Raw genomic sequence first — 26,144 nt, 5'->3', positions numbered from 1 at the left:
ACGTGAGTAGTTCTTAGTATAGCGGGTTCGCTTAATTTAACTAGTACCCACTTTCTTGTTGCATAGGCACCAAAAAGTAAGCATTGGACAGGAGTGGGCATTATGGCAAAAATTTATCAACTGGGAATCGAAGCCACGCTGGCAGTGATCGGCGGCAAGTGGAAACCTTTACTGCTTTGTCACTTAGGCAATGGGCCTCAGCGTCCCGGTCAATTACATCGGAAAGTTGAAGGAATTACCCAAAAAATGTTGACGCAACAATTACGGGAATTAGAAGCGGATGGCATTATCTCACGCAAAGTCTATGCGCAAGTGCCACCAAAAGTGGAATACTCACTCACCGAACAGGGCAAGAGCCTTGGACATGTCTTGGTGGCAATGTCCGAATGGGGTGAAACAACGATTGCGCAAAAGCGGGCCAATGGCGAATTAATTGAGCTTAAGAATCCTGATTATAGTGGCTACTTGAATTACTGAGTGACATTGGTTTTTTGGGGGGAGTATGTTGTTAGCCGTGGCATATACATCATGTACGCGATGACATTAACGCAGAATAACTATGAATGGACGACAAAAAATTTAGAAGATGATCGTCGAGGTGACTTGGTCATAGCGCAAATGCAATGTCAAATTAGTTGACTTGGGCACCAAAGACCTCACTTCTGAAGCCGCAGGACCTCGAGACTTCGCCCAATTTGGCTCTTAACCGGTGGCAAGTGACGTTCCAACGGTCTCCATTCGCTTTGAATTTAGCGCAACGGTAATTTTTTACCCTACTTTGCCCGAATTATGTAACGGTATCTCAACCTAGGTAGCGTCCATTTAGCGCCCATTCCACTCAAAAAGCCGCCAATCCCAACGGATTAGCGGCTTTTTTTTACACTTTAAATTCTAGTACTTTTCCTTACTTAATACGTTCAACTTTTTGTCAAAGTCATAAACCACCGGCTGGCCAGTCGCCATTTCCAGATTCACAATGTCTTCATCGCTGATGCCTTCAATGTACTTGGACAATGCGCGAAGTGAGTTACCGTGAGCAGCAATGATGACGTTCTTGCCATCAAGCAGCTTTGGGGCGATCTCATCTTCCCATAGTGGCATAACTCTTTCCAAGGTAACCTTCAAGTTTTCCCCACCAGGAATGATCTTTGGATCAAGGTTGGCGTAACGACGGTCCTTAGCGGCGGACCCTTCGTCGTCAGCACTCAACAATGGTGGCAACACGTCGTACGAACGACGCCAAATATGAACTTGTTCATCGCCCCATTTTTCGGCGGCTTCAGCTTTGTTTTGGCCTTGTAAAGCGCCGTAATGACGTTCGTTTAAGCGCCACGTCTTCGTCTCAGGAATCCACAATTGGTCGGAACCTTCTAAGACGTAGTGCAGCGTCTTGATGGCACGCGTCAAAACAGACGTGTATGCATAATCGAATTCCAAACCAGCTTCTTTAACCTTTTGACCAGCTGCTTTAGCTTCCGCAACACCTTGGTCACTCAAGTCAACATCAACCCAGCCGGTGAATTGGTTGGATAAGTTCCACTGTGACTGACCGTGACGAATTAATACTAATTTAGCCATGTAAATTTACCTCTTTCTCGTATAAGTAATTACGCGTTGATTATACCCGAAATAAGCCATAATTTACAGCGCGGCCATCATTTTTCAGCATTCTAGTTTCCCTGTCGTTTTGCGTTTCGTCGCGCTCGTAACTGTTTGATCGACGGACGTTGATGCCCTATCGACTTTACTCCTAACAGATCCAGGAAAAAGGTAAAGAGCGGTACCCCGAAAATAAGTCCCCAGACGCCAAAGAGCCGTTCACCAATCAATAGAATCACAAATGTATAAAAGATCGGCAATTCCGTGCGACTCGCGTAAAATTGTGGATTCAATACGTAAGCTTCAAGGGTATGCACAATTAAAATCAGCACGAGGATATAAACAACTGTGTCTAAACCACCCACCGAGTAACCGATCAGCGCTAGTGGCACCACTGATACGATCACTCCAGCAACTGGAATCAAACTGAGAATAAAAATCATTAAAGCTAGCGTCGGCAATTGTGGCATGGCTAGGAACGCCAGTGCAATCGTGGTAATCACCGTGTTGCACAATGCGATAAAGAATTGTGCTTCGATAACCACCCCAAACGTATTAACAAATTTCTTAGCCAGGTAAGCGATGTCTTGGAAAAACCACCCATACGTTGAATCTAAGAATAAGTGGGAAAATTCTTTCACTCGTTTGCTTTCGACAGTAAAAAAGAAACTCAAGATTAATGAGAAAAATAACGTCAGCGCCATTCCGCCAATGTATCCCACATAGTTTAAAATAATCGTCGCCCAATTCTTTAACTGATTCATGAAGTCAAAACGTTTGGCATATTGCGTAATAAAATTGACCACATAATTCGTATCATGAGAAGGATTACGATAAAACGCATACACAGTATCAGCCATTTTAACAGTCTCATTAACAAGCTTTGGCAAATAACTCGTTACGCCTGTATATAGTCCTAAAATAACCAATAAATAAATTGCGATCACAATAATTGGCCCAGGAATGTGAATGAATCGTTGAATGAACTGAACCAGTCGTGTCACTAAAAATGTGAAGACAAACGTCAACAATACGATACTAATCATTGACCGCATGAGCCATAAGACTAAAATAATTAGCCCCAACACGGTCCACCGGCGCAAGGCTACATTTTGGATCAGGCGCTGATAATAACTCACAATAACTTTCCCCCGTTAACTATGCTAGCTTAACTGTACCGCAGCCAGGAAAGTTCGACCACCGCTAGTATCTGACTTTGGAAAGTTTTAATCAGTATTCTGCGTGAAGCAGGCTGGGGCATCCCTATGCTCCAATTTACAAACCTTAGTTCATCTTTATGGCTCATTTCTTGGCTGTTTAAATCTCAATGTCAATTCATCCAACCCTAAGGCATGATGAATGATCGCAGCTAGTCCGCCTAGTAACATGGTTTCAATATGATCCTGCGTCAAAATAACGGGGATTGTGATAACCGGCTTTAACCATTTTAATTCATGCTGGATCATGGCTAACAGACTGGGATCCCAGTCTAAAATTTCTGCATTTAAAACAATCACATCGGGGGCAAAATTAATCGTCAGTCGTTGGATAACTACCGCGACGTCTTTACTCCACGTTGTCAAACATGCCATAACAGCCTCATCATGCGCTTTAATCGCTTGCTTCAGTGATGCTTCACTAAGCGTTCCTGAGTCGAGCAATGGTTGCAATTGATCTATCAGCGCTTGTTGACTCACACGCTCGTCAACACTCACTGCTAACGCTTCATTTAAATATGCACTGCCAATTTCTCCTGCCCTTCCCTCATGGCCCCGATACAAACGGCCGTCTGCAACGATTCCCACCTGCACTTGATGATCCAGCCAGAGTGTCAACACATTAGCTTCATCAGGTCGCGAAACAAAATCCCGTTCAAAAATCGCGGCTAGGTTGGCTTTATTCTCAATAATTACGGGGACCTGAAACTGATCGCGAAAGTACTTAGCTAAATCAAAATGTTCTAATCCACTTAACTCGGTGGTGATAATTCGGTTGCTTGCGACCGTTCCATCAACGGCAAAGATCATCCCTACTAATACTTTTGCTGATGAAGTCACTAGTGCGGTTAATTTGGCAGTTAACAGGTCCATGACCGCGGTTAAATTGATCCCAGCTACGGGAATCTGTTGACGACTGATTTCGCTAGCATCAAGTCTGCCGACCAATAATTCAAGCTGGCGTTTCTGCAATGAAATCACCACGACAAAATCACGATCAGTGTTTAATATGCCCATCAGCGGACGGCGACCACCACTTTTGGTGCTTGCCCCAAGGCCGATTTCACGAATAATACCTCGATGCAATAATTGGTTATAAATATCAGAGACGGTAACTTTATTCAGCGCTAAGTTTCGGGAAATCTGACTTCGTGAAATAGGTCCTTCGTTAATAATTTGTTGAAGGACTTGTTTTTCGTTACTACTCCGCATGATTCGCTTATTGATAATCATGATTGTTTACAACGGCCTTATCCAAGTTTCCCCGCACCTGCCAGTCGTTGATTTGCCCCCCTTCACGGGTTTAAGCAGATAAATAGATTGGTTGTATAATAAAACGATTTATAAACGTTGTACACGGTTCATCATCGTATTGTTCTTCTTTCAAGTAAATGACTTGTCAAATACCCACAGATAAGCTGCATTCTACGTCAACGAAGAAAATTTTTCAGCATAAATGTTCGCTTCTTAAAAGCAAAGACAGCCGGTTGTCTCACCGCTAGCACAAGCCTTGGTTACTTTTTTCAAGACCGGCGATTTTTAGACCGCAGTTTGTTCGTTGAATAAACAAACATTTAGCACTCAATTGGTCCGAGGACGACTATTATTTAGCAATATTTTCAAATTACTTGTAAGGATTGTCACAAAATCGAGTGTTGGTTCCTTGGGTGAATTTGTCATCAGCGTTATACTAATTTAGTAACTTTTTTATGGGAAGGGACAGGAATATGCTGGACAAGACATTTTACAAAACTTTTTTAAGTCACTCTTTTAACATCCCCGTCCGCGTGAATTACTGGGATGGCACTTCAGACGTCTATGGCGGTGATGGCACACCGGAAGTTACCGTCACCTTTAACGAGGTTGTTCCAGTGCGTTCACTAACCCGCAACGCATCATTAGCGTTAGGGGAAGCGGTGATGGACGGTCGTATTGAAATCAACGGCAGTATTCAAAAATTAATTGAATCTGCTTACGAGAGTGCGGACAGCTTCTTCAACAATAGTAAGTTTAAGAAGTTTATGCCCAAACAATCGCACAATGAATCCCACTCTAAGCAAGATATCCAAAGTCACTACGATGTGGGCAACGACTTCTATGAACTGTGGCTCGATCCAACGCTGACTTATTCTTGTGCCTACTTCGAACACGACGATGACACTTTAGAACAAGCGCAAATGAATAAGGTTCGGCACATTATTCAAAAGCTCGACCCACAACCTGGCAAACGTCTGCTAGATATTGGGTGTGGTTGGGGCACATTAATGCTCACCGCTGCTAAAGAATATGGCTTAAAGGTAACGGGCATAACCCTAAGTCAAGAACAATACGACTTAGTGAAGCAACGCATCATTGATGACAATCTGCAAGACGTTGCTGAAGTTCGTTTAGAAGACTATCGTGAACTTGGCAACGAAACATGGGACTACATCACTTCTGTTGGGATGTTTGAACACGTTGGTAAAGAAAACCTCGGTGAATATTTCCAGTGTGTCGCTAAATACCTGACGCAAAATGGCGTGGCGCTCATTCATGGCATCACCCGTCAACAAGGCGGTGCGACAAATGCCTGGATGGACAAATATATCTTCCCAGGTGGCTACGTACCTGGCTTAACTGAAAATATTGAGCATATGATCGACGCAGGTCTACAACTGGATGATATGGAACCTTTACGGCGTCATTATCAACGAACAACCGAAATGTGGGATCAAAATTTCAATGCGCATCGCGATGAAATCGTCGCGCATTTTGATGAACGGTTCGCGCGCATGTGGGACTTGTATTTACAAGCCTCAGCTGCTTCATTTCAATCCGGTAATATCGATGTAATCCAGTTCTTGTTGACTAAAGGCGCCTCTGGCCACGTATTGCCAATGACCCGTGATTATATGTACGACCAACCATCTGCAACAGCAAACGAATAACCAGAGCAACACAAAAGACAGGATGACCGAAAATTAATCGGAAATCCTGTCTTTTCTTTTGTCTTCATCTTATAAGAATAGGGTCAAGGCCCACATAATAAGTAGCCCTAACACAACGGATAAGGTCATTGATCGCGTGAAGTACGCGATCAAGATCACGATTACTGCTGAAATCATGGCCGCAATGTTTCCCATTGAAAAAGCATATGTCGAGGTCACAAAAATTTGTTTAACAATCAAAGCAGTAAATAAGGAAACCGGGACAAATCCCATCCATTCGTTAAACCACGCAGGAATTTTCCGTTTGGAGAAAAATAGCATTGGGAAGTATCGAGGAATAAAAGCGGCAACGCCCGCGCAGAGTACCAACACTAAATCATTCATGGTCGTTTGCATCCTTTGCTTGCTTGTGTTGTTCCGTTAACAAACGTTCTTCAGTCAACTCTTGGTCATTAATCGTTTCTCGGGTTCCTGAAGGGCCGCGCACTTTATAAAGTAATGAACTGTCCGGCGCCATCGAGCGAATGACACGATCCGCAAGAAACCCAGCTGTGGAAGCTAACAAGGTCGCAATAACGATCCCTAGGGTACTCTGCATCGTCACACAGAAGAAGGCCGACAACAGCCCAGATAAGATCGCTGTGAGCAGCGTCAACCGTCGCTTGACCTGCATTGTAACCATGAATAAGAACAACGCTGTCAGCGCAAAATCAACGATCACTAAGTTAATCGTCAGTGAGGAACCAATCAGACTTCCGATCACGTTAGATAGCGCCCATGTGTACAACGCATAGTGCTCCACCAACAGTGCGTTCCCCGGCGTCCAGAACTTATCTGTAGCAAACTTCAAATAGTTCACGGCGTAGTTTTCATCATTTAAAGAAAACGCAAAACCGAGGATAAACCGGTGCGATGATTTTTTGAGATAATGTGACAAACTTGACCCCAATAGCGCGTAACGGAGTTCAAGGAAAGAGAGCATAATCACGATTTGAGAAATTGGGGCATGGATCGTTAACATCGTGGCAATCAAAAATTGAGCCCCACCTGAATAAACAATCAGGGAGACTAAGCCGATCAACCAGGTATTCAACCCGCCAGCATGTAATAAGACGCCACACGCTAGCCCGATGGGAATATAGCTTAAACATAGCGGCATCGCAACTTTTAGGACAGCCAGCCAGTTTGCCTGTTCCTTTTTCAAAATGCATCCTCCATCTGTGAAACACGTTTGTGTCTCGAACCGCTCGCAATGAGCTGGTCTTGTTAAACCTACTTAAGGTGCGATCAAAATCTTGAAACAATGCGAATATATTTTACCATGTTTAAAAGTTCATTGTAACCACACCAATCGAGATTCCCGAACATAAGATTTAATGAAAGCGGTTTTATTTTAAATAACTGGAACATTTTTGTTCAAAACAACTCCATCACCTAACTAAATTCACAGCAGTAAAAAAGCTTTCATCTACATGAATGCAAATGAAAGCTTTTCAAAAATTGACCTTTATTTTTTTTCGACTTCTTGTAACTTTTGATTATTGTCTAATTGCGAAAAGCCTTGCAGATGAATCCGCTGTAGGAAAATCATCGAAAGCCATAACAGGATGGCAAACACTACCGCCATGACTAGCAACAAGCCAACTGCGCTCCATGCCGTATTGGCACCGAGACCAGAAGTTAACCCTTGCCGTAAGCCAAGAATTGAATAAGTCATTGGCAAGAACGGATGGATGGCATTGTAGAAGCCATTTGTCACTTCCATCGGGAAGGTCCCACCTGAACCACCAAGTTGCAACATTAAGACGACCATCGCAATAAAACGACCTGGATTATCCAATAGCATTGACAAGAACATGACTAGGAACATTGAAGCAATCGAGAATGCAATGGCCACGGCAAACATTTGTCCAGGGTTGTCAGCCATCAATCCGAACAACAGCATAAGGCCCGTTTCGACAACTGCTTGAACCACAGCAACAACTAAACCGACTGAAGCTTTACTGAAGAACCAAGCGGTCGCACTTTGATCCTCCATTGAGATCTTCCGAATTGGGTAAGCAAAGTTGAAGACAATTGCACCGACATACAAAGCAACTGATAAGACATAAGGCGCCAAAGCATGTCCATAATTAGCCACGTAACTGTAACTCTTGTGCTTCAACTGTGTGGGTGCACTGAACATGTTAGCCGTCCGTTGTGATAGTGGAATACTGTTAACCTGTTTAGCTCCTTTACCCAAGGCATCAGATAAGTCTACAGATCCAGTAACCAGTTGTTTAGACCCACTTTGAAGCTGTGGCGAATTCGCATTCAATTGCGACGTCCCATCAGCCAGCTGGTTTACACCGCTAGTCAATGCCGGAATTTGGTTATTCAACTGGTTCAAACCGCCTGAAAGTTGGTAAGATCCATTAGCCAATTGACTCACACCGCTGACTAGTTGAGGGACTTGGGCATTCAATTGACCTAGGCCGCCACGTAACTGGTTGGCACCTGAGACTAAAGCACCTGAATTGGCGTTTAGTTGAGCCGAACCAGCGGCTAATTGTGCAACTGCATTCGTTAAGGTTGGTACGTTACTTCCGAGCGACTTCAAACCGTCATTTAGTTGGGAAACACCGCCAACTAAGCTTTGACCTTGTGATGGGTTGACCTTGGCATTTAATTGACTAGCTCCATTGGCAAAGGTTTGTAAACCGTCTAGCGTTCCGCCTTGCTTCAAAGCATCATTTAAGACTGTTGGCAACTGTTGTAAAGCTTGTGCTGTTTGCTTGCTCGACAAGGTCTTCGCCGTATTTGAATTCTGAATCTGATCCAATTGGGACTGCATCTGCGTCAATGTTTGAATATCGGCATCAGAAATCGTCAATTGACCAAGCTGATCAGCAATGCCGTTCAACCCTGAAAGTCCTTTACCAGCAGCGCCAAGTTGATCACTTAATTGACCTGCACCAGCTGCCGACTTCTGTAATCCAGCTGAAATTGCTTGTAACTTCGCCTTTTGAGTTGGGTCAGATTCCGAAGCCGCGACGCCATTTAACGCATCAATCGCTTGTTGGTTGCCAGCTTGGATACTTGATGCACCCTGTTGAGCTTGGCTTAATTGCCCACTCATCGCATTCAACTGAGCAATTTGCGCTTTGATCTGCGTGGCATTACTAATCAATGGTTGCAAAGCACTTAAGGTTTGTTTCAAGTGAGCATTTTGCAGTTCTTGCTGAAGTGACTGGACATTCTGCATCGTTGTCTGACTATCAGACATGCCGTTCATCAGTGCTTGAGCGGCTTGAAGTTGTGGTCGTAAACTAGCTAACTGCGCATTAACTTGGGTGGCACCTTGGCCCAAGGTACTAACTCCGGTCGAAAGCGCCGTCGCATTGTCTAACAGTTGTTGAGAACCATTCATGAGCTGAGTTGTGCCACTCCCCAATTGACCCGTTGCGCCATTTAGTTGACCGAGTCCATTGTTCAAGCTCCTGACACCATTCGTATAGGTCGTTAGCCCAGCACCTAGCTGATTAGAACCAGTGGCTAGCTGACCAACCCCGCCAGCCAATTGACCGGTACTACCATTCAACTGTTGGAGACCATTATTAAGCGTGTTACCCCCAGCAGCCAATTGACTAACACCACTGGATAATGGACCAACACTCATTTTCATTGTCTGCACGCCATTGTTAACTTGACTGACAGCTGCCGTATACGTGTCAATCCCACTACCTAATGTCTTTTGACCATTAGATAACTTCTTGGCACCCTTGGCTGCAGTCCCCATTCCTTGGCCAACCTTTTTAATCTGCTGGAAAGTGGCGTCTGCATATGCCTTAATCACTGTTTGACGAATTTTTTCATTCAACCCGGTAGCGCCAATTTGACTGATAACTTCCCCGATGTAGTTCAATGAACCATTGGTTTCATACTCAATCTTCATCTTTTTCGGGTGTTTACTAAGGACTGACGCCGCGTTTTTAGATGTATCTTTAGGGAACGTGACAATCGTATAATACTTCTTATCTTTCAAGCCTTGCTTAGCTTTATTGGCGGAAACAAACCGCCAGCCTAGCTGATGATCCTTTTTGAGGGCTTTGACCGCTTGATCACCAACGCTTAGCTTCTGGCCTTGATAGTTGACGGAACGGTCATTATTAACGACGGCAACTGGTAGGTGCTGTGTCTCCCCATATGGATTCCAAACTGACTTTAAGAAGAAAATACTATATAGAAACGGAATCACCATAATCGCCAAAACTGAAATTAAAATCAGCCGGTTCTTGCCGATGAATTTCCATTCGTTGGTTAACATTTTCACTCCTGGTCCACCTCTTTCTCTCACTCTAATTGATTCAATTAAACACGTTAAACAGCTGATTTGATTGACTTAATCGGCCATTAAGGACATTACAAATCCACAATATACACCGATTGTTAACAAACCTCAACTAAATCTCTCTTCCTCGCAATAATTTTTAGCCAATATTTAGTCAGTCAGGGCCTCAACTATTTTTATGTTATTAAAAATGCCATCCGGCTAATATGCGGATAGCATTTACAATAACTACTTCGTTAGCTTTGGATCCTGTCGTACCGGCCGTGGCAGTGGTCGATCTTGATGGACAGGCAGGTGAATGATAAAACTAGTTAGGTTCTCATCAGATTCCGCATAAATATAGCCGCCATGTCGCTCAACAATACTTTGTGCAATGGCCAAGCCGAGACCGGTCCCACCGGTTTCTTTGGAACGCGATTCTTCAACACGATAGAACCGCTCAAATAATTGATTCAGGGCGGCGGTTGGAATTTCTCGGCCATCATTAGAGACCTTCACCATCACTTCTCGACCAGTCAACTTGGCTGTCAACTCGATAAAGGTTGCATGCTCGCCGTACTTTAATGCATTGGAAATGAGATTGTTAAAGACGCGGCCTAATTTCTCCGCATCTGCCTCCATCATGATGTTATCAGGTTGGGTCGACGAAGAAATTGTGAGATGCTTACGGCTAGCTTCTAGCTCGTAACTGGCGGCCAGTTGCTCTAACATCTGACTGAAGTTTACATCACTGACATTTAATTCTGTCTCAGCACCGCGCATTTTCAAGTATTCAAATAGATCTTCCACCAGCGACTTCATTTGCGTCGCTTTTAGGTAAGCAATGTGGGCGTATTTGGTAAGATCCGTTTCTGTTTGATACTGGTGATCTTCAATTAAGCCAAGGTAGCCAATGATGGAAGTCAACGGTGTGCGAATGTCATGACTAACATTCGTGATGAGCTCATCTTTCGAACGCTCCGCTTGCCGTTCATCATTCATGGACTGCGTTGCCGAATCAACCAATGAGTTCACTGAATCAACCACTCGCTGTAGCCGTTTGCTCAATTTAAACGTAATCCGGTGCTCCAAATGACCATCAGAAATATAATGTAATTCAGCGATGATGTGATTCATTTGATACAGATGATAGCGCCGAATCAGTCGCCAGTACAAAACGGTGCAATCAACGATAATCATCACTGCAATGAACAGATTTTGATAACTCCAAATGTAACGACCACCAATGACCAACGAGCGTTTAATCATGTAGACCCCGCCGGCAATTCCTGGATTGGAATGTAAGACATCATTTAGAATAATGACTAATGATAGATTTAAAAGGAGCAGCAACACGACGGTTACCACCCCTTCAAAGATTAGTGACCACTTCTCGCGTGGTGTTAATTTCATCATGATTAGTGCGCCTCAATTTTGTAGCCGACACCCCAAACAGTTTCGATCACTTTTTCGCCGTTCGTTGCTTCCTCAATCTTATCGCGTAGGTGACTGACGTGCACCATCACCGTCTTGGCCGAAACAACAGACTCTTGTTGCCAAACCCGTTCGAAAATATCGTCGGCTGAGAACACCCGATTCGGGTGACTAGCCAATAAGTATAAGATTCCGAATTCTAAGGCCGTTAGTTGAATGGTTTGCCCATCAATCGTCTTAACTTCATGAGAATCTTTATTGATTGTTAAAGGACCAATGTCTAAAACATCTGGTGTGTCTGAGGTGACATGATCTTCAGAGCGACGCAATAGTGATTTAACCCGCGCCATGATTTCCAGTGGGTTAAATGGCTTAGTCACATAGTCATCCGCTCCGGAAATCAGTCCCTGAATCTTATCCATGTCGCCCGTTTTAGCCGACAAAATCAAGATCGGAATTTGTGAGTCTTTGCGAACTTGTTTCACAACTTCAATACCACTCATTTCTGGCATCATGATATCAAGTATCATCAAACCAATATCCGGATTCGTATTCAACTTGGTTAGGGCATCTTTGCCCGTGTATGCTGAGATTGGCTCATAGCCTTCATTCTTAATGTAAATTTCCAGCAACTGGGCGATTTCTTTATCATCATCAACAACTAAAATCTTCATGGTTATTTCCTCCACCGAATTCCTAAGGGGTGCTCAACGCCTTGCGGAGCACAGCCCCTTTTGTTTCATTCTACTAGAGTTTGCGGTGGTCGACAAATTAAGAAAGAGGAAGGAATACCCTGTTATCGGCGGGATCCTTCCTCTTTCTTAATTCATATCGTTGCCGCTACAAAATTACCGACGCCGTTGATTCCGCTGACTGGCAAACATCCCACCGGTTACATTGAACCGTCGCCGTATCCATAAATCGCCACCAAAAGCGGCCACTGCTAAGACAATATAGAGGGCAGCTGGGAGAATTGGATTGAGCATTGGTGGTAGCAAGCTAACCGCCGCAAACAAGACTAAAATTCCAACCAATAGCGCGGCCATATAGAGCAAAATTCGCCACAATGGCAAGCGTTTGCGTTTGTCATTTGGGTTCAAAATGGGCGTTAACCAAGCCCAACCTAGTCCGAAGACAACCGAAACCAGCAGAATCCCGACGATTCCCATTTGGCCAGAACTAGCTGCTGGGCTCTTAGAAAACAGGCCCAATATTCCATACATCGCGGAGAAAATCGCCAAAATACTCAATGCGCTATCTGCCATTGTCGGCCAAAAGCCGGCCTGTTCACCAGCCGCTGCTGAAGCCTTTTCTGGTCCATTGATCAAAATTTCCGCATATGCAGTTGGCGTGCCAAATAGCTGTTTAGCCGTCTGCCCAGTCTTTTGACCCTCTTGTAATTTAGCCAATGTGTCAGTCACACCAACACTTCGTTTATCCCCGCCAAAACCACGCTGATCTAGAATTTTATTCAATTGATGCATAAATTCTTGATTACGTTTGGTTAAACCAAGGCTATTGTACTGTTCTGTATCTGTGCGAATTTGACCATGATGAGTTTGCTTCGCATTGGCATTTCGTTCCCGATTTTCTTCACTCACGTTGTTCTTCCTTTCCCTTGCCAAACAGACTAAACGTTAAAGCGGAATTCCACAATATCGCCATCCTGCATCACGTAATCTTTACCTTCAACCCGTAGCTTACCGGCTTCTCGAACCTTTTGCACAGAGCCTAGCTCATCCAGATCGCTAAATGACATCACTTCAGCGCGAATAAAACCACGTTCGAAATCTGAATGAATAATCCCAGCGGCCTGTGGTGCTTTAGTACCAGCCTTAAACGTCCATGCACGCGTCTCTTTACCACCAGCCGTGAAGAAAGTTTCTAAACCAAGTAACTTATAGGAAGCGCGGATAAGTTTATTCAAGCCAGGTTCATCAACACCTTCAGCTGCTAAGAATTCTGGTTTATCTTCATCAGGCATCTCAGCAATTTCTTCTTCCGTTCGGGCAGAAACAGCCACCACGCCGCTACCTTCAGTCGCTGCAAAAGTTTCAATCTGTTGAACATAGGCTGATTGTTCAGGATCAGCCATATCATCTTCAGCAATATTAGCGACATATAAGACTGGCTTTGATGTCAGCAGGAATAAGCCATCGACAATCTTCTGCTCGTCCTTGTCGAATTCCAGGGTTCGCACTGATTTGCCAGCCTCTAACACGGGCTTGATCTGCTTAAGCACGTTATATTCAGCCATTGCATCTTTTTCTTTAGCGTTCGTGGCTGCTTTTTCCACCTTGGCATACCGTTTATTAACGGCATCCAAATCAGCGATGATTAACTCGGTATTGATCGTATCGATATCTTCTAAGGGATCAACAGTACCTGTCACACTGGTAATATTATCATCGTCAAATGCACGAACGACATGGACAATCGCATTCACTTGCCGAATATTTTCTAAGAACTTGTTACCCAGTCCTTCACCCTTACTGGCTCCTTTGACGATTCCGGCGATATCCGTAAATTCAAAAGTCGTTGGCACCACTTTGTCGGCTGGTTCAATCGCCTGGATGCGATCCAAACGGTTATCCGGAACCGCTACCATGCCTACGTTTGGTTCAATCGTCGCAAATGGATAGTTAGCCATTTCGGCACCGGCCTTGGTGATCGCGTTAAAGAGCGTTGATTTCCCGACGTTGGGTAACCCCACAATTCCTGCTGTTAAAGCCATGTTTAAAACTCACACTTTCCTTAATTTAGTCGGTCGTAGGCGCTTTTTTGAGAATCTTTTTGAGCTTTTTCTCAAATTCACGCCGTGGCATCATAATGAGATGACCGCAACCTAAACATTTAATTTTAATATCCGCACCCATCCGCATAATTTCCCATTCGTTGGCGCCACACGGATGCGGCTTTTTCATTTCCACAACGTCGCCTTTATCGTACATTTACTTTCCTCCGTTGCTTTTCACATCATTAATCCAGCGAGATGCCAAGAATTTCCAAGATTCGGGTCAGGTCATCGTTAGACATGTAGTCAATTTCGATATGTCCTTGCCCAGCCGTGCTATTAGAAATTTGCACTTTTGTCCCAAACTTTTCTTGAAGCTGATTCTCAGAAGCTTGGACATAAGGCGACTTTTTTTGCGCCCTGGTTGTTTTCGCGGGTTTATTACTGTTCATTTCCGCAACCACTTTTTCAAGTTCACGGACAGTCATCCCATTGCTAACGACCCGGCGAGCGAGTGCAACCACTTTACGTTTATCCTTTAAACCAAGCAACGTTCTTGCTTGCCCCATTGATAACTCTTCATTGGCTAACATCGTCTTAATTGCTTCCGGTAGTCCCAATAAGCGTAAGTAGTTCGCAATATATGGACGGCTCTTACCTAAACGGGCGGAAACTTCAGCCTGAGTCAGGTTGAGCTTAGTCATCAAGGTCTGGTAAGCTTCTGCCTCTTCGAGTGGGGTTAAGTCCTCTCGCTGTAAGTTTTCTAGAACAGCTACTTCCATCATCTCTTGCTCATTCATGGTCCGAATGATCGCTGGTATTGTGGCTTTGTTAGCTAACTTTGAGGCACGAAATCGACGTTCCCCGGCAATGATTTCATAACGGGCTAAGTTAGCGTCCGGTTGACGCACAATGATCGGTTGAAAAACCCCCGATTTCTCAATTGAGCTCGCCAGTTCTTTTAATGTCTTTTGATCAAAATTTGTCCGCGGTTGGTAAGGATTTGGTCGAATGTCCGTTAACGTTAATTCTTGGACATTTTCGGCGGTGACATCATTTAGGTTTTCCGTTAGCCCATTATCTTCAAAGAGCGCCTCAATCCCACGCCCCAAACCTTTACTGGTTGTTTTCTTACTTACCATGCGCTTCGAGGACCTCCTCTGCTAATTCTGAATACACTTCTGCCCCACGTGACTTCGGATCATAGTCAATAATGGCTAATCCATGACTTGGTGCCTCTGATAAACGCACATTTCGCGGAATAATCGTCTTATAAACACGATCCCCGAAGTACTTTTGCACTTCGGCGTTAACTTCTGCTCCTAAATTGGTGCGGGCGTCAAACATCGTTAATAAGACACCTTCAATGCGCAGACTACGATTGAAGTGCTTTTGAACCAATTTAATCGTGTTTAACAACTGACTCAGCCCTTCCAATGCATAATACTCGCTTTGTACAGGAATCAAAATGGAATCACTTGCCGTAAACGCATTGATCGTAAGCAGACCTAACGACGGTGGGCAATCAATGAGAATGAAATCATAGTCATCAATAACTTCCTGCAAGGCATCCTTCAGTCGCGTTTCACGGGCCATTAGGTTGGTCAATTCGATTTCCGCACCAGAAAGTTGGATGGTTGCCGGAACGATGTCCATTCCTTGATGTGAGGTCGCCAAAATCACTTCTGAGATCGGCGTTTCATTGACCAAAACATCGTAAATATCTCTTTGAATGGTGGCCTTTTGAATGCCACTACCGCTCGTGGCATTTCCTTGTGCGTCCGTATCAATTAACAAGACTTTTTGCCCCTGGTCAGCCAAACAGGCGCCTAGGTTAACACTAGTCGTTGTTTTCCCCACTCCGCCTTTTTGGTTGGCGAGTGCAATTACGTATCCCATCAACGTTTACTCCTCATATCCTTTGTAACCTAATTTGATAACTCAGCTTCTAAAAAATAACTTCCTGTTTATGCCTGATGCCCGCCATCTTTTGGTAAATCAATCACGATTCGATAGCCATCAGCGGTGGCCTCTTCATGCACATGTACGTCTAGGCCTGCATCACGAACCATCTTTGCTGACTCTTTAATCGTGTTGACGGCAATCCGGGTATCAGCGGTTAAGCCGCGTAATCGTTTCTTCGGTCGCCGCGGTGTCACTGGATGTTCTGTCAACAGATCAGTGACGAGGCGTTCCGTTGCTTTAACATTGAGGTCCCGCTCTTCAATCTGTTGAAGAATTGTTTTTTGTTGTTCAGCATTGAGCGGTAGTAAAGCCCGCCCATGGCGTTCAGAAATTTTGTGCTGACTAATGGCCACTTGAACTGGATCACTGAGTTTTAGTAATCGCAATTTATTGGCAATTGCGGATTGACTCTTACCAACACCTTTGGCTAACTCAGTCTGCGTTAGCTGATTTAGCTTCATCAATTGTTGATAAGCTTGCGCCTCTTCAACCGCTGACAACGCTTCTCGCTGTAAATTTTCAATCAAAGCTAATGACGCGGTTTCGTGATCATCCATGGTTTCGACGATTGCGGGAATGGTCGCCCACCCCAACATTGAGACAGCGCGAAAACGCCGTTCACCAGCGATAATTTCATACTGATGATCCTCGTACTCACGAATCACAATCGGCTGTAAAAGCCCATGGTCACTAATCGTTTGGGCCAGCTCGACAATCGCCTGATCATCAAACGTATGTCGAGGCTGAAACCGATTTGGCACAATATCGGTCAGTGGAATTTGTTCAATTCGTTGTTGCGGTTTCTCTTCACTCTTACCGCGATTTCCGAACAATGAAAACGCCATGACGTTGCTTTCCTTTCCAAATCACACTAATGACGGCTTAATAATGGCTCTTTATTCGGCGTACCCGGTCGCCGTGGGTATCGCTTAGGTGTTGACGCAATTTTGTCAATCACGATAATTTCACGAGGATCTCCTGATAGAGGTAACTCAAACTGATCACTGTGAGCCACCTTGCCACCGAGAGTTTTAATGGCAAACAAGGCTTGTGTTAATTCGTCATCAGCTCCACTAGCTTTCATCGCCAATAATTGTCCGCCAACCTTAACAAGTGGTAGACAGAGTTCACTTAACACACTCATGCGTGCCAGGGCGCGGCCTGTGACATAGTCAAAGGTCTCGCGCGCTGGCGCATTTTTGGCGCCAAACGTTTCGGCACGATCGTGCACCAACGTTACGTTAGTTAACCCTAATGTGTCGACAAGTTCTTGCAGGAAACCAATTCGTTTATTCAGTGAATCTACAATGGTTACCTGCAATTTAGGAAACATGATTTTCAATGGAATCGACGGAAATCCGGCACCAGCGCCAACATCACATAGCGAAGCAGCTTGTGTTTGGAGTTGCGGCACATAAATCGCGACGGTCAATGAATCATAAAAATGTTTCAAGTAAACATCGCCTGGTTCCGTGATGGTGGTGAGATTAAACTTCTGGTTGGTTGTTAATAATAGCTTTAGATACTGGTCAAATTGTGTCCGTTGTTGTTCGGTCACAGTCAGGCCGTGATCTTGCAACGCAGTGACAAATTGTTCTGGATTCATCTAAACTCCTTAATGTGAAACAACTTCCATGTTTCACGTACTTGTTAAGTTTACCGAAAAAAACATAATAAAACAACCGTCAGCCGATGCGACAAAACCAGGTTATACCTTGTTTTAGCACCAGTTAACGATTGTTTTTGATATCTCAATTTGATTACAGATTGCCGAACTAAATTCGCCGCCAGATTAACAGCCCGAGCTGTAAGAATAACCAACCGATTAGGCCGCCACAGGTATTTAAAATTAAATCATTGACGTCAAAAGTTCGATCGCCAAGATTGAAATAATTCATCAATAGTTGGGTACATTCGATAAATAATGAAGTCGCGAAGGCCAGTGTCAGGCTTCGTCGAAGTTGCCGGATCCGGACGCTAAGTGCACCGACTAACAAAACCAGAGGTGCTAGCATCAAACCATTGCCAATAATTTGGTACAAACTACTTGGCTGTTGCCAATTATACCAAAGCGCCAAAGGATGGGTTGCAATCGCCCCTTGAAATGTTTCACCACTGGCAATTAGTGTGGCGGTGCTGCGGCTGATATTAATCGGGAACAAGGTCATGTCGAACAACACCCATAAGTACACGCAAAGCAAACCTTCAAATAGCAAGCGCGTGAAGCTGATCCGCTGGTGTCGCCAGTCCATGACGACGAGTCCAATAAATAAGATCCCTAAAGGCAACCACAAGCTGGCACTCGTGATCATTCCGTGTTCATTAAAAATGGTCATGATGCCACCTCCATTTTTTAGAGCGTGAGCAAGGCTGCTTTGAGTCCGAGCAACAACGGACAGGCACGGACGGGTGGGCTTCACCCGGTAGTGATTGTTGGTTGGGCACAGGACTCAGGTCTTGCGAACGCGTTTTGATTAGAGCGTGAGCAGGACCGCCTTGAGTCCGAGCAACAATGGACAATTACGGACGGCTGGGCTTCACCCAGTAGTAATTGTTGATTGTGCACAGGACTCAAGACTTGCGAGCGCGTTTTTTAGAGCGTGAGCCATCACGGGTGAAGCCGAGCACCAACGGGAAATCATGAGCGGGCGGTCTTAGCCCGAACAGGATTTTGGGTTGGGCACAGGTTTCAGTGATGGCGAGCGCGTTTCCACAATTCAAGCTTACCGCGTGTCCCTAAAAATGTCTGAATTTGAGTCTGGCTTTGAGAAATTATTTAACTTCAGCGGTTGATAGTTAAAAGATTGTCCTAATTTGAGCCAACAAAAAATGCCCTCCATAATCGAGGACATTTTTGACGAGTAAGTTTTGATCTAAGCTTAACGAAAATCAGTTTACCAGATGAATAAACCAACCATCCCGGCAGAAAGTAGTGAAACTAAAATCCCTGAGAGGAGCATGTAACCAACATTGCTGGAAACCATGTCGTTCTTTTCTTTATCAACCATTCCTTTGAAGGCACCGATAATCATCCCGGTAGTCCCAAAGTTGGCAAACGAGGTTAAGAAGACCGTTAATACGGCACGGTAGTGAGGAGCAAAATGGTTAATCTTGCCAGTCACTTGACCCATAACAACGAATTCGTTCGTTACTAACTTCAAACCCATTAATTGAGAGAAGTCCCAGGCAGTGTGAACGTTTAATCCCATCAACCAAGCTGGAATAAACATCACAACCCCAAGAATACTTTCTAGTGATAATGGCTTCCAAATCAAACCCAATAAGCGATCGATTAAAGCTGCCAAAGCCACGAAGGCAATAACATTAGCAGTAATAATCAATACTAACGTGCCGGCACCGAGGATCGAATCCCCTAAGAATGAGAAGAATGGTTCACGTTTGCCGTTAGCTTCTACAGCGCCAGTTTCTTGCGCAGCAGCTTCGCTTTCGCCAGGTTCGTCAGCAACGTTCCCGATTTTAGCAATCGTGTCCTCTTCTGGTGCAACGTCAACAGGGTTCAACATGTTCGTTACGATCAACGCGTTGATACAGTTCAACGGTACGGCCGTTAAAACAAATTGACCTGGAACCATTTGCGTATAAGCACCCAAAATGGAAGCTGTCACACAACTCATGGACATCATTGCCAAAGTGACATCACGTTCTGCTTTCATGGTTGTCAATTGTAACTTTGAAACGGCTAACGCTTCAGTGTTACCTAAGAACATCATTTCAACGGCAAAGAATGATTCGAACTTTGGTTGGCCTGTAATAAAGCTTAAGCCACGACCAATCCATTTGATAATCCATGGCAATACCCCGATGTAAGTCAGAATATCAAACATTGGCACAATCAATAAGATTGGCAGTAGTGCACTAGTGATGAAGTTAACCGGTGCTGGATGCGTCCCGGTTGCCCCAACCCAGTTAGGTAAAGCAAAGTTAATCCCTTGGTAAGCCACTTGAACCAACCAGTTAAAGCCGTCAGCAGCACCTTTAACCGCATCACGACCACCGGTGAAACTCGTCAATAACCAAGCAATGACTAAGTTCAAGACCACCATAATCCCAACTGAACGCCACTTAATCTTGGAACGATTCTTGGAAAGTGCCCATGCAATACAGAGGTAAACGAGCACACCAATGATGTTAACAACTAAGTACATCAATATATCCTTCTTTCTAAAATGATTGGAGATATGTTCCACTTGAATGCTCCCATTCAAGCTAACTACCGCAGCTTAGATCTCACCCCTCTTTGAACAGATGACCGTATCAGAAAAAGCAAAATAATGGCAGGTCGTTCACGCCGTAAAGAAGTAACTGATACACCCATCCTGACCAATTCATAGTACCGTTATTTTCAGAATGTGTAAACATTGATTCGGGGGGTGCCCTCATTTTTTAACGACTAGCCATTTTTGGTGGCCCAAAAAGCCGTTTGAAACCGCTTGCGACTAGTAATTTCCGAACTAAGGCAAGTATCGCCCTTTATCATTTATTTTTAACATTTGTCCAAACTTACAACTCCGTTAATAATGAGCTTATCCGTCGCAACTCACCTGTTATGTTTATCTTTGAGGTATGTGATGGAAATTCATGATTGTTAATAAAGCAAAGCCGTTTCACCAATGTTGGGAACTCTCTGCCCGATCTATATTCTCCAGGCTCAATTGGCAAAATATTCAACTGAGTCGCTGATCAGTTTATTTTGCAGACACAAGGATGCGTCAATCTTGGTAGACTTCAAATGGCGTCTAGCTTCAAAATATAAGTTAGTAAACCGAAAAGTAGGCCAATCTGAACGGAGCGGGTATCGGCTCAGCCTGTGTCGTTATCGTTAGCGGTCTTCGCTTACGATAAGGCCTGACTGTGAAACCGGTGTACTTCCGGGTTCATAGCAGGCCCACGGCGTTCCAGCCGAATGCCCGTGAAGTTCAGATTGGTCGGCAGTGAATAAAACTGTAGCAGGCCAATCTAAGTAATCCAGCACTAACCTAAATGTAAACGTGCTCGCTAGGCCTGAGTCCTGTGTCCAACCAACAACCACAACCGGGCAAAATGCGCCCAATTGCGATTGTCCGTTGGTGCTCGGGCTCACCCGTACTGGTTCACGCTCTCTGAGTTCATATCAATTGACTTCCATTCATCCACGCGTTACAGTGTGTACATCAAAAAAGGAGGTGATGCCCTTTGACTATTGGAGATAATCTTAAGGCATCAGCCAACGTGAAGGTTATCGTTCGTTAATTCGGCCGATACACCGGTGACTGATGTCATTAAGAAAGGCCCTGGGAAATATAAATCCTAGGGCTTTTTGTTTACGCTCATTCTTGGTATGATCAGGAAAACAAACGACAAGTGAGGCAGATCATGGCAGTTTCATCTTTTGCGTACCAAGTTTTTGCGACAGTCGTTGAGCGGCATACGTTCTTAGCCGCCGCAACAGCGCTCAATATTACCCCTAGCGCTGTCAGCCATTCAATCAGCCAGTTGGAAAATCAGCTTGGCTTTCCACTATTTATTCGACGACGAACAGGTGTCACGCTGACCGCAGATGGTGAAACGGTCTATCCGATTATTCAGGATATACTTAATTCTGAACATCGACTGACTCAAGAGGCGGCTAACATCAACGGCTTAACCCAAGGGACATTGCGTCTAGGTGCGTTCTCATCGGTCTTACTGAATTGGTTACCCGGAATCATCCGTGAGTTTCATCAAGCTTATCCAGAAATCAATGTCAGTATCTATCAAGGTAATTTCAATGACATTGCCGAACGAGTTCGTTTAGGCACGTTAGATGTGGGCTTTTCTGCTCTTCCTATTGAAGAAAACGTGCAAATTCACGCTTTAATTAAGGATGAAATTTTTTGTATCACCCCAAAAGACTATGTCCCCAAAAATGGTCAGGTCGTGACCAGTAATGACGTTGCGAATCAGACCTTCATTTTACAGCAGTCCGATTATGACCGTGACACAAAGCTGACGCTTGATCGTTACAATGTGACCCCGAACTCACTCACTTATTCAGTCGACGATGCCTCGATTATTTCCATGGTCGAAGCTGGTCTTGGCTTTGGTGTATTGCCTGATCTAGCCTTAAAGCGAGTGACTGGCGATGTTAATATTTATCCCTTTGATGAGCCTCACTACCGCACCTTGTGTGTGGTCGCAAATAAGTCTTTAGCAACAGCGCCTACGACGACCAAAATGATGCAGGTCATCCATCAACAACTGTTAGCCCAATATGGACAACAATTACTTTGGCAAAAATAAAAATCCGTTTCCTTCGCAATGTAATTAAGACGAAGAAACGGATTTTTTGGTCACCCATCGCGCTTTAAACGACCGGTGCTTGTTTTGTCAATAAATCCACCAACTCATCAGCGCTAATCTTGCCGAAGTAATTAGTCAATGGCAGTTTGTTTAAAACGTCAGCAACACTTTGCCGATCATAGCGAGTCCCGACTAACTGCTTTTCTACTTCACCGATCGCTGCCTGCCCGAAGAAATCACCACTAATCAACATCTGGGTGATGCGACCTTCATCCACGTCAAATGAAAATTCTACCGTACCTGCTGGAAAATGACGGCGCCGCTGAACGCTAAACACTGGTGATTTGCCGTAAATCCAATCCCAATTCTTGAAATAATCGGTTACCAGTTGTTGTACCCCCATTTGGCCTTGCGCGTCTAATTCATAAGGCGTGGCTTGACTTAAATCGCTAACACCAAGGATTTGCTTAGCAAGTGTGTCACGAAATGATTCAATCGTCAGTTGTTGATATGCCGGTTTGAAGTATGGTTTTAGATTAGTTACACGACTCCGGACGGATTTGATTCCCTTAGACGCAATTTTATCCGCCGGCACCTTTAACGCTTTAGCTAGGACCGACTGATCCACGTCGTACATCAGTGTTCCATGAGAAAACATTCGCCCGTTTTCGGCGTGCATCGCATTGCCAGAGAACTTCTTGCCATCGTTCGTCAAATCATTGCGCCCTGTCATCGCTGCTCCAGTGGCGCCTAGTTCATGGAGTGCCTTAATCACTGGATCAGTGAACCGCTTGAAGTTACCGACCGCGTCCCCGTCATCTTGGGCAATAAAGCTAAAGCTCACATTCCCCAAGTCATCATACACAGCACCACCACCGGAGGTTCGCCGGGTCAAAATAATGTGGTGTTGATCAACATAGTCTTGATTAATTTCTTCCAACACATTTTGGTAACGTCCAACAATAATGCAAGGATCATTGATATAAAAATAAAGGATCGGCTCTGATAAGTCAGCATGTTCCATTAAATAGGTTTCAATCGCTAAGTTCTCACGAATATCGCGACTTTGGCTCGCTAAATATTTCATGTATCATTCACCTCTGCTGGTATTGTAGGCTACTTTTTACCACAATGGTCGAAAATAATGTTCTTTCATTTGCTCAAATTAAAAACGGCACTCGATTTGAACCCCACTAACAGTGGTGATTGGATCGAGTGCCGTTTTAAAAATGTTAACTTTGCTTATTCCACAGCTAATGATTCAATCGGATCAAGCTTAGCCGCCTGATGTGATGGTGCCAAAGCAGCCAACAAGCTGATAATGACGCTAATCAACAGACCGAAGATCACATAACCACCTGTCATCTGAATGATTGCGAAGTGGATGGCACCACTGGCAAAGTGATTAATCAACAACTCAACCAGCCAGGCGAGGATAACGCCCAGGATAGCGCTGAATAACCCAATAAAGAAGGCTTCTGAAACAAATAAATTCCGAATGTCACTGCGTCGAACACCCAATGCCCGTAGTACCCCAATTTCTTTGGTTCGTTCGGAAACACTGATGTAAAGCACGACGATAATCATGATCGCAGAAACTAACAACGAAATAGCTGCAATCCCTGCCAAAACATAGAAGGCTAAAGAAATATAGGTATTTAGGCTATCTAAGATTGCCCCAACCCCAGTGATCGTAAAGGCTGTCTTACCGTTAGTCTTTAATGCTTTGATCTTATTTTGAACGGACTTTGTTGTTTGCACATCCTTCGTAGAAACAGCCGCAAAGTTTGGCCGCAAAGTCACGTGCTTTTCCGTATACATGTTCTGTAATGTCCCATAAGAAACAGCATCGGTACCAGAATTAATAATTCCCGAAACTTTTAAGTTGCGTTGTAAGCCAACGGGTTGATTATTATCATCAACAGTTGTCATGCTGAAATTCAAAGTTTTGCCAACCAACGATTTATAGTCTTTACTCAACTTTTTAGCCGTCGTCTTAGTGATCAAAATTTCATTGGTTCCTGGTTTATGACCTAATTTGATATCGCGAACTTTTTCCGTTTTATTCCATGTCTGGAACTGGAAAATCTTTTGAGTCTTGCCTTGATAAGCAACTTGAACCCCATTAGCGACGTAACTACCAGGCACAACGTTCGTGACACCGCTAACTTTATCAATTCGAGCACGATCCGCCTTAGTCATTTCCACTGCTTTGAGAGATTCTTGATTTGTCTTCTTCGCCACTTGAATGGTCGTTGGATTGATCTGACTCGTTATTTGATCATTCATATAGGCCTTGACCCCGTTGCCAAGTGCCAACATCAAAATGACACTAAAGATCCCAATTGAACCACCAAAGATAATCAACAGATTGCGCTTGGTATTATATTGCATATGTTTCAAGCTCATCTTTAATGTTGAACGGAAACTCAGATGTTTAGTCTGGGTCGATAATTGTTTACCCTCAACTGGAAAGGCCGGCTTTAATTCTCGATCTTCATTGATCTTGCCATCTTCCATGTGGACAATGCGCGTCCCATGTTCCGCTACCGCTTCACTATGAGTCACACAGATGACTAACTTGCCGCTTTCAGCAATCCCGTCCATCAACTCCAAAATTTCTTGGGTGTTTTGTGAATCTAACGCGCCAGTTGGTTCATCAGCAATGATGACGTCTGGATCAGATGCCAATGCCCGAGCGATCGCCACTCGTTGTTTTTGACCACCGGAAATTTGATTTGGATATTTGTGGATGTGCTCGCTCAAACCGACTTGTTCTAGCAAACCTGTCGCGCGTTTGACCTGCTCATTATGTGATAGATTCGTCATTTCCAAGCTTACCATGACATTATCTAAGAGTGTCAGATGACTAATAAGGTTAAAACTTTGGAAAACAAACCCGATCGTTTGCCGGCGATAGTTATCCAGCTCTCGATCATTAGCTGCATGCATTGACTTTCCGTCTAATAACACGTCGCCTTCATAATTACGGTCTAAGCCACCGATGATATTCATCAGCGTTGACTTCCCACCACCGGATTCACCCAAAATCGACACAAATTCGCCACGTTCGAATTTTAAGCTGATGCCTTTTAAGACAGGAAATGGTTCTTTATTCACATAATAGGACTTGTGAATGTCCTTCAATTCCAGAAAGCTCACAATATTGCCCTCACAATCCTTTATAAGTTTAAAATTCCATTGACATTAACAGTAGCAAACTCACCGTTGGTAAACAAATAATCGACCACGAGATCGCAAACCCTTACCCTTTCTTAATTAATTGTTTCCTTAGGAAAGATATCTAACCCGATTAAACAAATAACCGTCCACACATGGTGGGCGGTTTATTATTCAATCTATCTATATTCAATAACTATTTACCAATATAATCAGCGACGGGCTGAAGAGGATCTTCAGTTAATTGATTCAACCGCGCATCTGTTCGCTTAATTCCATCCAACACTAATTCTTTGCCATCATCGGTTAAATGAACTTGCTCACGTCGACGATCAACTTCACTACGCTCTGTAATTAACGCACCACTTTGTAATAAACGCTTTAATTGGCTAGATAATACAGAACGACGAACCTGTAACTTGTCGGCCAATTCACTGACACCAAATACACTATCATTTTGATAGACCGTGAACAAAATTCGCCAGGCACTCTCATTCAAA

Annotated in this window: 23 protein-coding genes; 3 read left to right on the top strand and 20 right to left on the bottom strand. The window is 44.1% G+C overall.

The window, feature by feature from the left end; all coding sequences use genetic code 11:
* Positions 1-102: 102 nt before the first annotated feature.
* Positions 103-477 (top strand): winged helix-turn-helix transcriptional regulator, encoded by a 375-nt coding sequence (locus ACKTR2_RS08865; RefSeq protein ID WP_407884595.1) that lies wholly within the window; start codon positions 103-105, stop codon positions 475-477.
* 414 nt (positions 478-891) lie between these two features.
* Here ACKTR2_RS08865 and ACKTR2_RS08860 read toward each other — a convergent pair whose 3' ends face one another.
* The 3 genes from ACKTR2_RS08860 to ACKTR2_RS08850 form a co-directional block, all read right to left on the bottom strand.
* The gene (locus ACKTR2_RS08860) at positions 892-1,578 is read right to left on the bottom strand and encodes a 2,3-diphosphoglycerate-dependent phosphoglycerate mutase (protein ID WP_407884593.1); all 687 of its coding nucleotides are present in this window, start codon (positions 1,576-1,578) and stop codon (positions 892-894) included.
* A gap of 92 nt (positions 1,579-1,670) precedes the next feature.
* Positions 1,671-2,738, bottom strand: a complete 1,068-nt coding sequence (locus ACKTR2_RS08855) for an AI-2E family transporter (protein WP_407884591.1) — start codon at positions 2,736-2,738, stop codon at positions 1,671-1,673.
* Between the two features lie 156 nt (positions 2,739-2,894).
* Positions 2,895-4,049 carry an ROK family protein gene (locus ACKTR2_RS08850; RefSeq protein WP_407884589.1) on the bottom strand — a complete coding sequence of 385 codons (1,155 nt, stop codon included), beginning with the start codon at positions 4,047-4,049 and terminating at the stop codon, positions 2,895-2,897.
* Between the two features lie 494 nt (positions 4,050-4,543).
* Here ACKTR2_RS08850 and ACKTR2_RS08845 point away from each other — a divergent pair, with 494 nt between their 5' ends.
* Positions 4,544-5,743 carry a class I SAM-dependent methyltransferase gene (locus ACKTR2_RS08845; RefSeq protein ID WP_407884587.1) on the top strand — a complete coding sequence of 400 codons (1,200 nt, stop codon included), beginning with the start codon at positions 4,544-4,546 and terminating at the stop codon, positions 5,741-5,743.
* A gap of 69 nt (positions 5,744-5,812) precedes the next feature.
* Here ACKTR2_RS08845 and ACKTR2_RS08840 read toward each other — a convergent pair whose 3' ends face one another.
* The 14 genes from ACKTR2_RS08840 to ACKTR2_RS08775 form a co-directional block, all read right to left on the bottom strand.
* Positions 5,813-6,127 (bottom strand): AzlD domain-containing protein, encoded by a 315-nt coding sequence (locus tag ACKTR2_RS08840; RefSeq protein WP_407884585.1) that lies wholly within the window; start codon positions 6,125-6,127, stop codon positions 5,813-5,815.
* Positions 6,120-6,947, bottom strand: a complete 828-nt coding sequence (locus tag ACKTR2_RS08835; protein ID WP_407884583.1) for an AzlC family ABC transporter permease — start codon at positions 6,945-6,947, stop codon at positions 6,120-6,122. The genes ACKTR2_RS08840 and ACKTR2_RS08835 overlap by 8 nt, the downstream gene beginning before the upstream one ends.
* A 303-nt stretch (positions 6,948-7,250) precedes the next feature.
* Positions 7,251-10,049: a YhgE/Pip family protein gene (locus ACKTR2_RS08830; protein WP_407884735.1), complete on the bottom strand. Its 2,799-nt coding sequence runs from the start codon at positions 10,047-10,049 to the stop codon at positions 7,251-7,253.
* Between the two features lie 252 nt (positions 10,050-10,301).
* Positions 10,302-11,465: a sensor histidine kinase gene (locus tag ACKTR2_RS08825; RefSeq protein ID WP_407884733.1), complete on the bottom strand. Its 1,164-nt coding sequence runs from the start codon at positions 11,463-11,465 to the stop codon at positions 10,302-10,304.
* Positions 11,466-11,470: 5 nt separating this feature from the next.
* Entirely contained in the window at positions 11,471-12,160 is a 690-nt protein-coding gene (locus ACKTR2_RS08820; protein WP_407884581.1) for a response regulator transcription factor, read from the bottom strand.
* 174 nt (positions 12,161-12,334) lie between these two features.
* A complete protein-coding gene (locus ACKTR2_RS08815) occupies positions 12,335-13,087 on the bottom strand; it encodes a DUF1129 domain-containing protein (RefSeq protein WP_407884579.1) in 753 nt (250 codons plus the stop codon).
* A 29-nt stretch (positions 13,088-13,116) separates the two neighbouring features.
* Positions 13,117-14,220 (bottom strand): redox-regulated ATPase YchF, encoded by a 1,104-nt coding sequence (ychF, locus tag ACKTR2_RS08810; protein WP_407884577.1) that lies wholly within the window; start codon positions 14,218-14,220, stop codon positions 13,117-13,119.
* Between the two features lie 25 nt (positions 14,221-14,245).
* On the bottom strand, positions 14,246-14,437 hold the full coding sequence (locus tag ACKTR2_RS08805) for a DUF951 domain-containing protein (RefSeq protein WP_407884575.1): 192 nt from the start codon (positions 14,435-14,437) through the stop codon (positions 14,246-14,248).
* 28 nt (positions 14,438-14,465) lie between these two features.
* A complete protein-coding gene (locus tag ACKTR2_RS08800; RefSeq protein ID WP_407884573.1) occupies positions 14,466-15,362 on the bottom strand; it encodes a ParB/RepB/Spo0J family partition protein in 897 nt (298 codons plus the stop codon).
* The gene (locus ACKTR2_RS08795) at positions 15,352-16,119 is read right to left on the bottom strand and encodes a ParA family protein (RefSeq protein WP_407884571.1); all 768 of its coding nucleotides are present in this window, start codon (positions 16,117-16,119) and stop codon (positions 15,352-15,354) included. The genes ACKTR2_RS08800 and ACKTR2_RS08795 overlap by 11 nt, the downstream gene beginning before the upstream one ends.
* Positions 16,120-16,187: 68 nt before the next feature.
* The gene (gene noc / locus ACKTR2_RS08790) at positions 16,188-17,030 is read right to left on the bottom strand and encodes a nucleoid occlusion protein (protein ID WP_407884569.1); all 843 of its coding nucleotides are present in this window, start codon (positions 17,028-17,030) and stop codon (positions 16,188-16,190) included.
* A 26-nt stretch (positions 17,031-17,056) separates the two neighbouring features.
* Positions 17,057-17,791, bottom strand: coding sequence for a 16S rRNA (guanine(527)-N(7))-methyltransferase RsmG (gene rsmG, locus ACKTR2_RS08785; protein WP_407884567.1), 735 nt, complete (start codon positions 17,789-17,791; stop codon positions 17,057-17,059).
* Positions 17,792-17,960: 169 nt separating this feature from the next.
* A complete protein-coding gene (locus ACKTR2_RS08780; RefSeq protein ID WP_407884565.1) occupies positions 17,961-18,521 on the bottom strand; it encodes a VanZ family protein in 561 nt (186 codons plus the stop codon).
* Positions 18,522-19,079: 558 nt separating this feature from the next.
* Positions 19,080-20,351: a NupC/NupG family nucleoside CNT transporter gene (locus ACKTR2_RS08775; RefSeq protein WP_407884563.1), complete on the bottom strand. Its 1,272-nt coding sequence runs from the start codon at positions 20,349-20,351 to the stop codon at positions 19,080-19,082.
* Positions 20,352-21,558: 1,207 nt separating this feature from the next.
* Between ACKTR2_RS08775 and ACKTR2_RS08770 the strand changes: the two genes are divergently transcribed.
* Entirely contained in the window at positions 21,559-22,464 is a 906-nt protein-coding gene (locus ACKTR2_RS08770) for a LysR family transcriptional regulator (protein WP_407884562.1), read from the top strand.
* Positions 22,465-22,528: 64 nt separating this feature from the next.
* On the opposite strand, the gene ACKTR2_RS08765 is transcribed toward ACKTR2_RS08770, so the two are convergent.
* The 3 genes from ACKTR2_RS08765 to ACKTR2_RS08755 form a co-directional block, all read right to left on the bottom strand.
* A complete protein-coding gene (locus ACKTR2_RS08765; RefSeq protein WP_407884561.1) occupies positions 22,529-23,551 on the bottom strand; it encodes a lipoate--protein ligase in 1,023 nt (340 codons plus the stop codon).
* 155 nt (positions 23,552-23,706) lie between these two features.
* Positions 23,707-25,626 carry an ABC transporter ATP-binding protein/permease gene (locus ACKTR2_RS08760; RefSeq protein ID WP_407884560.1) on the bottom strand — a complete coding sequence of 640 codons (1,920 nt, stop codon included), beginning with the start codon at positions 25,624-25,626 and terminating at the stop codon, positions 23,707-23,709.
* A 214-nt stretch (positions 25,627-25,840) separates the two neighbouring features.
* A partial coding sequence (locus ACKTR2_RS08755) for a MarR family transcriptional regulator (RefSeq protein WP_407884558.1) occupies positions 25,841-26,144 on the bottom strand: 304 nt, incomplete at its 5' end.

This window comes from Furfurilactobacillus curtus, assembly GCF_045862785.1.
Lineage (GTDB): Bacteria > Bacillota > Bacilli > Lactobacillales > Lactobacillaceae > Furfurilactobacillus > Furfurilactobacillus curtus.
This window is presented reverse-complemented; position numbering and strand designations above follow the sequence as displayed.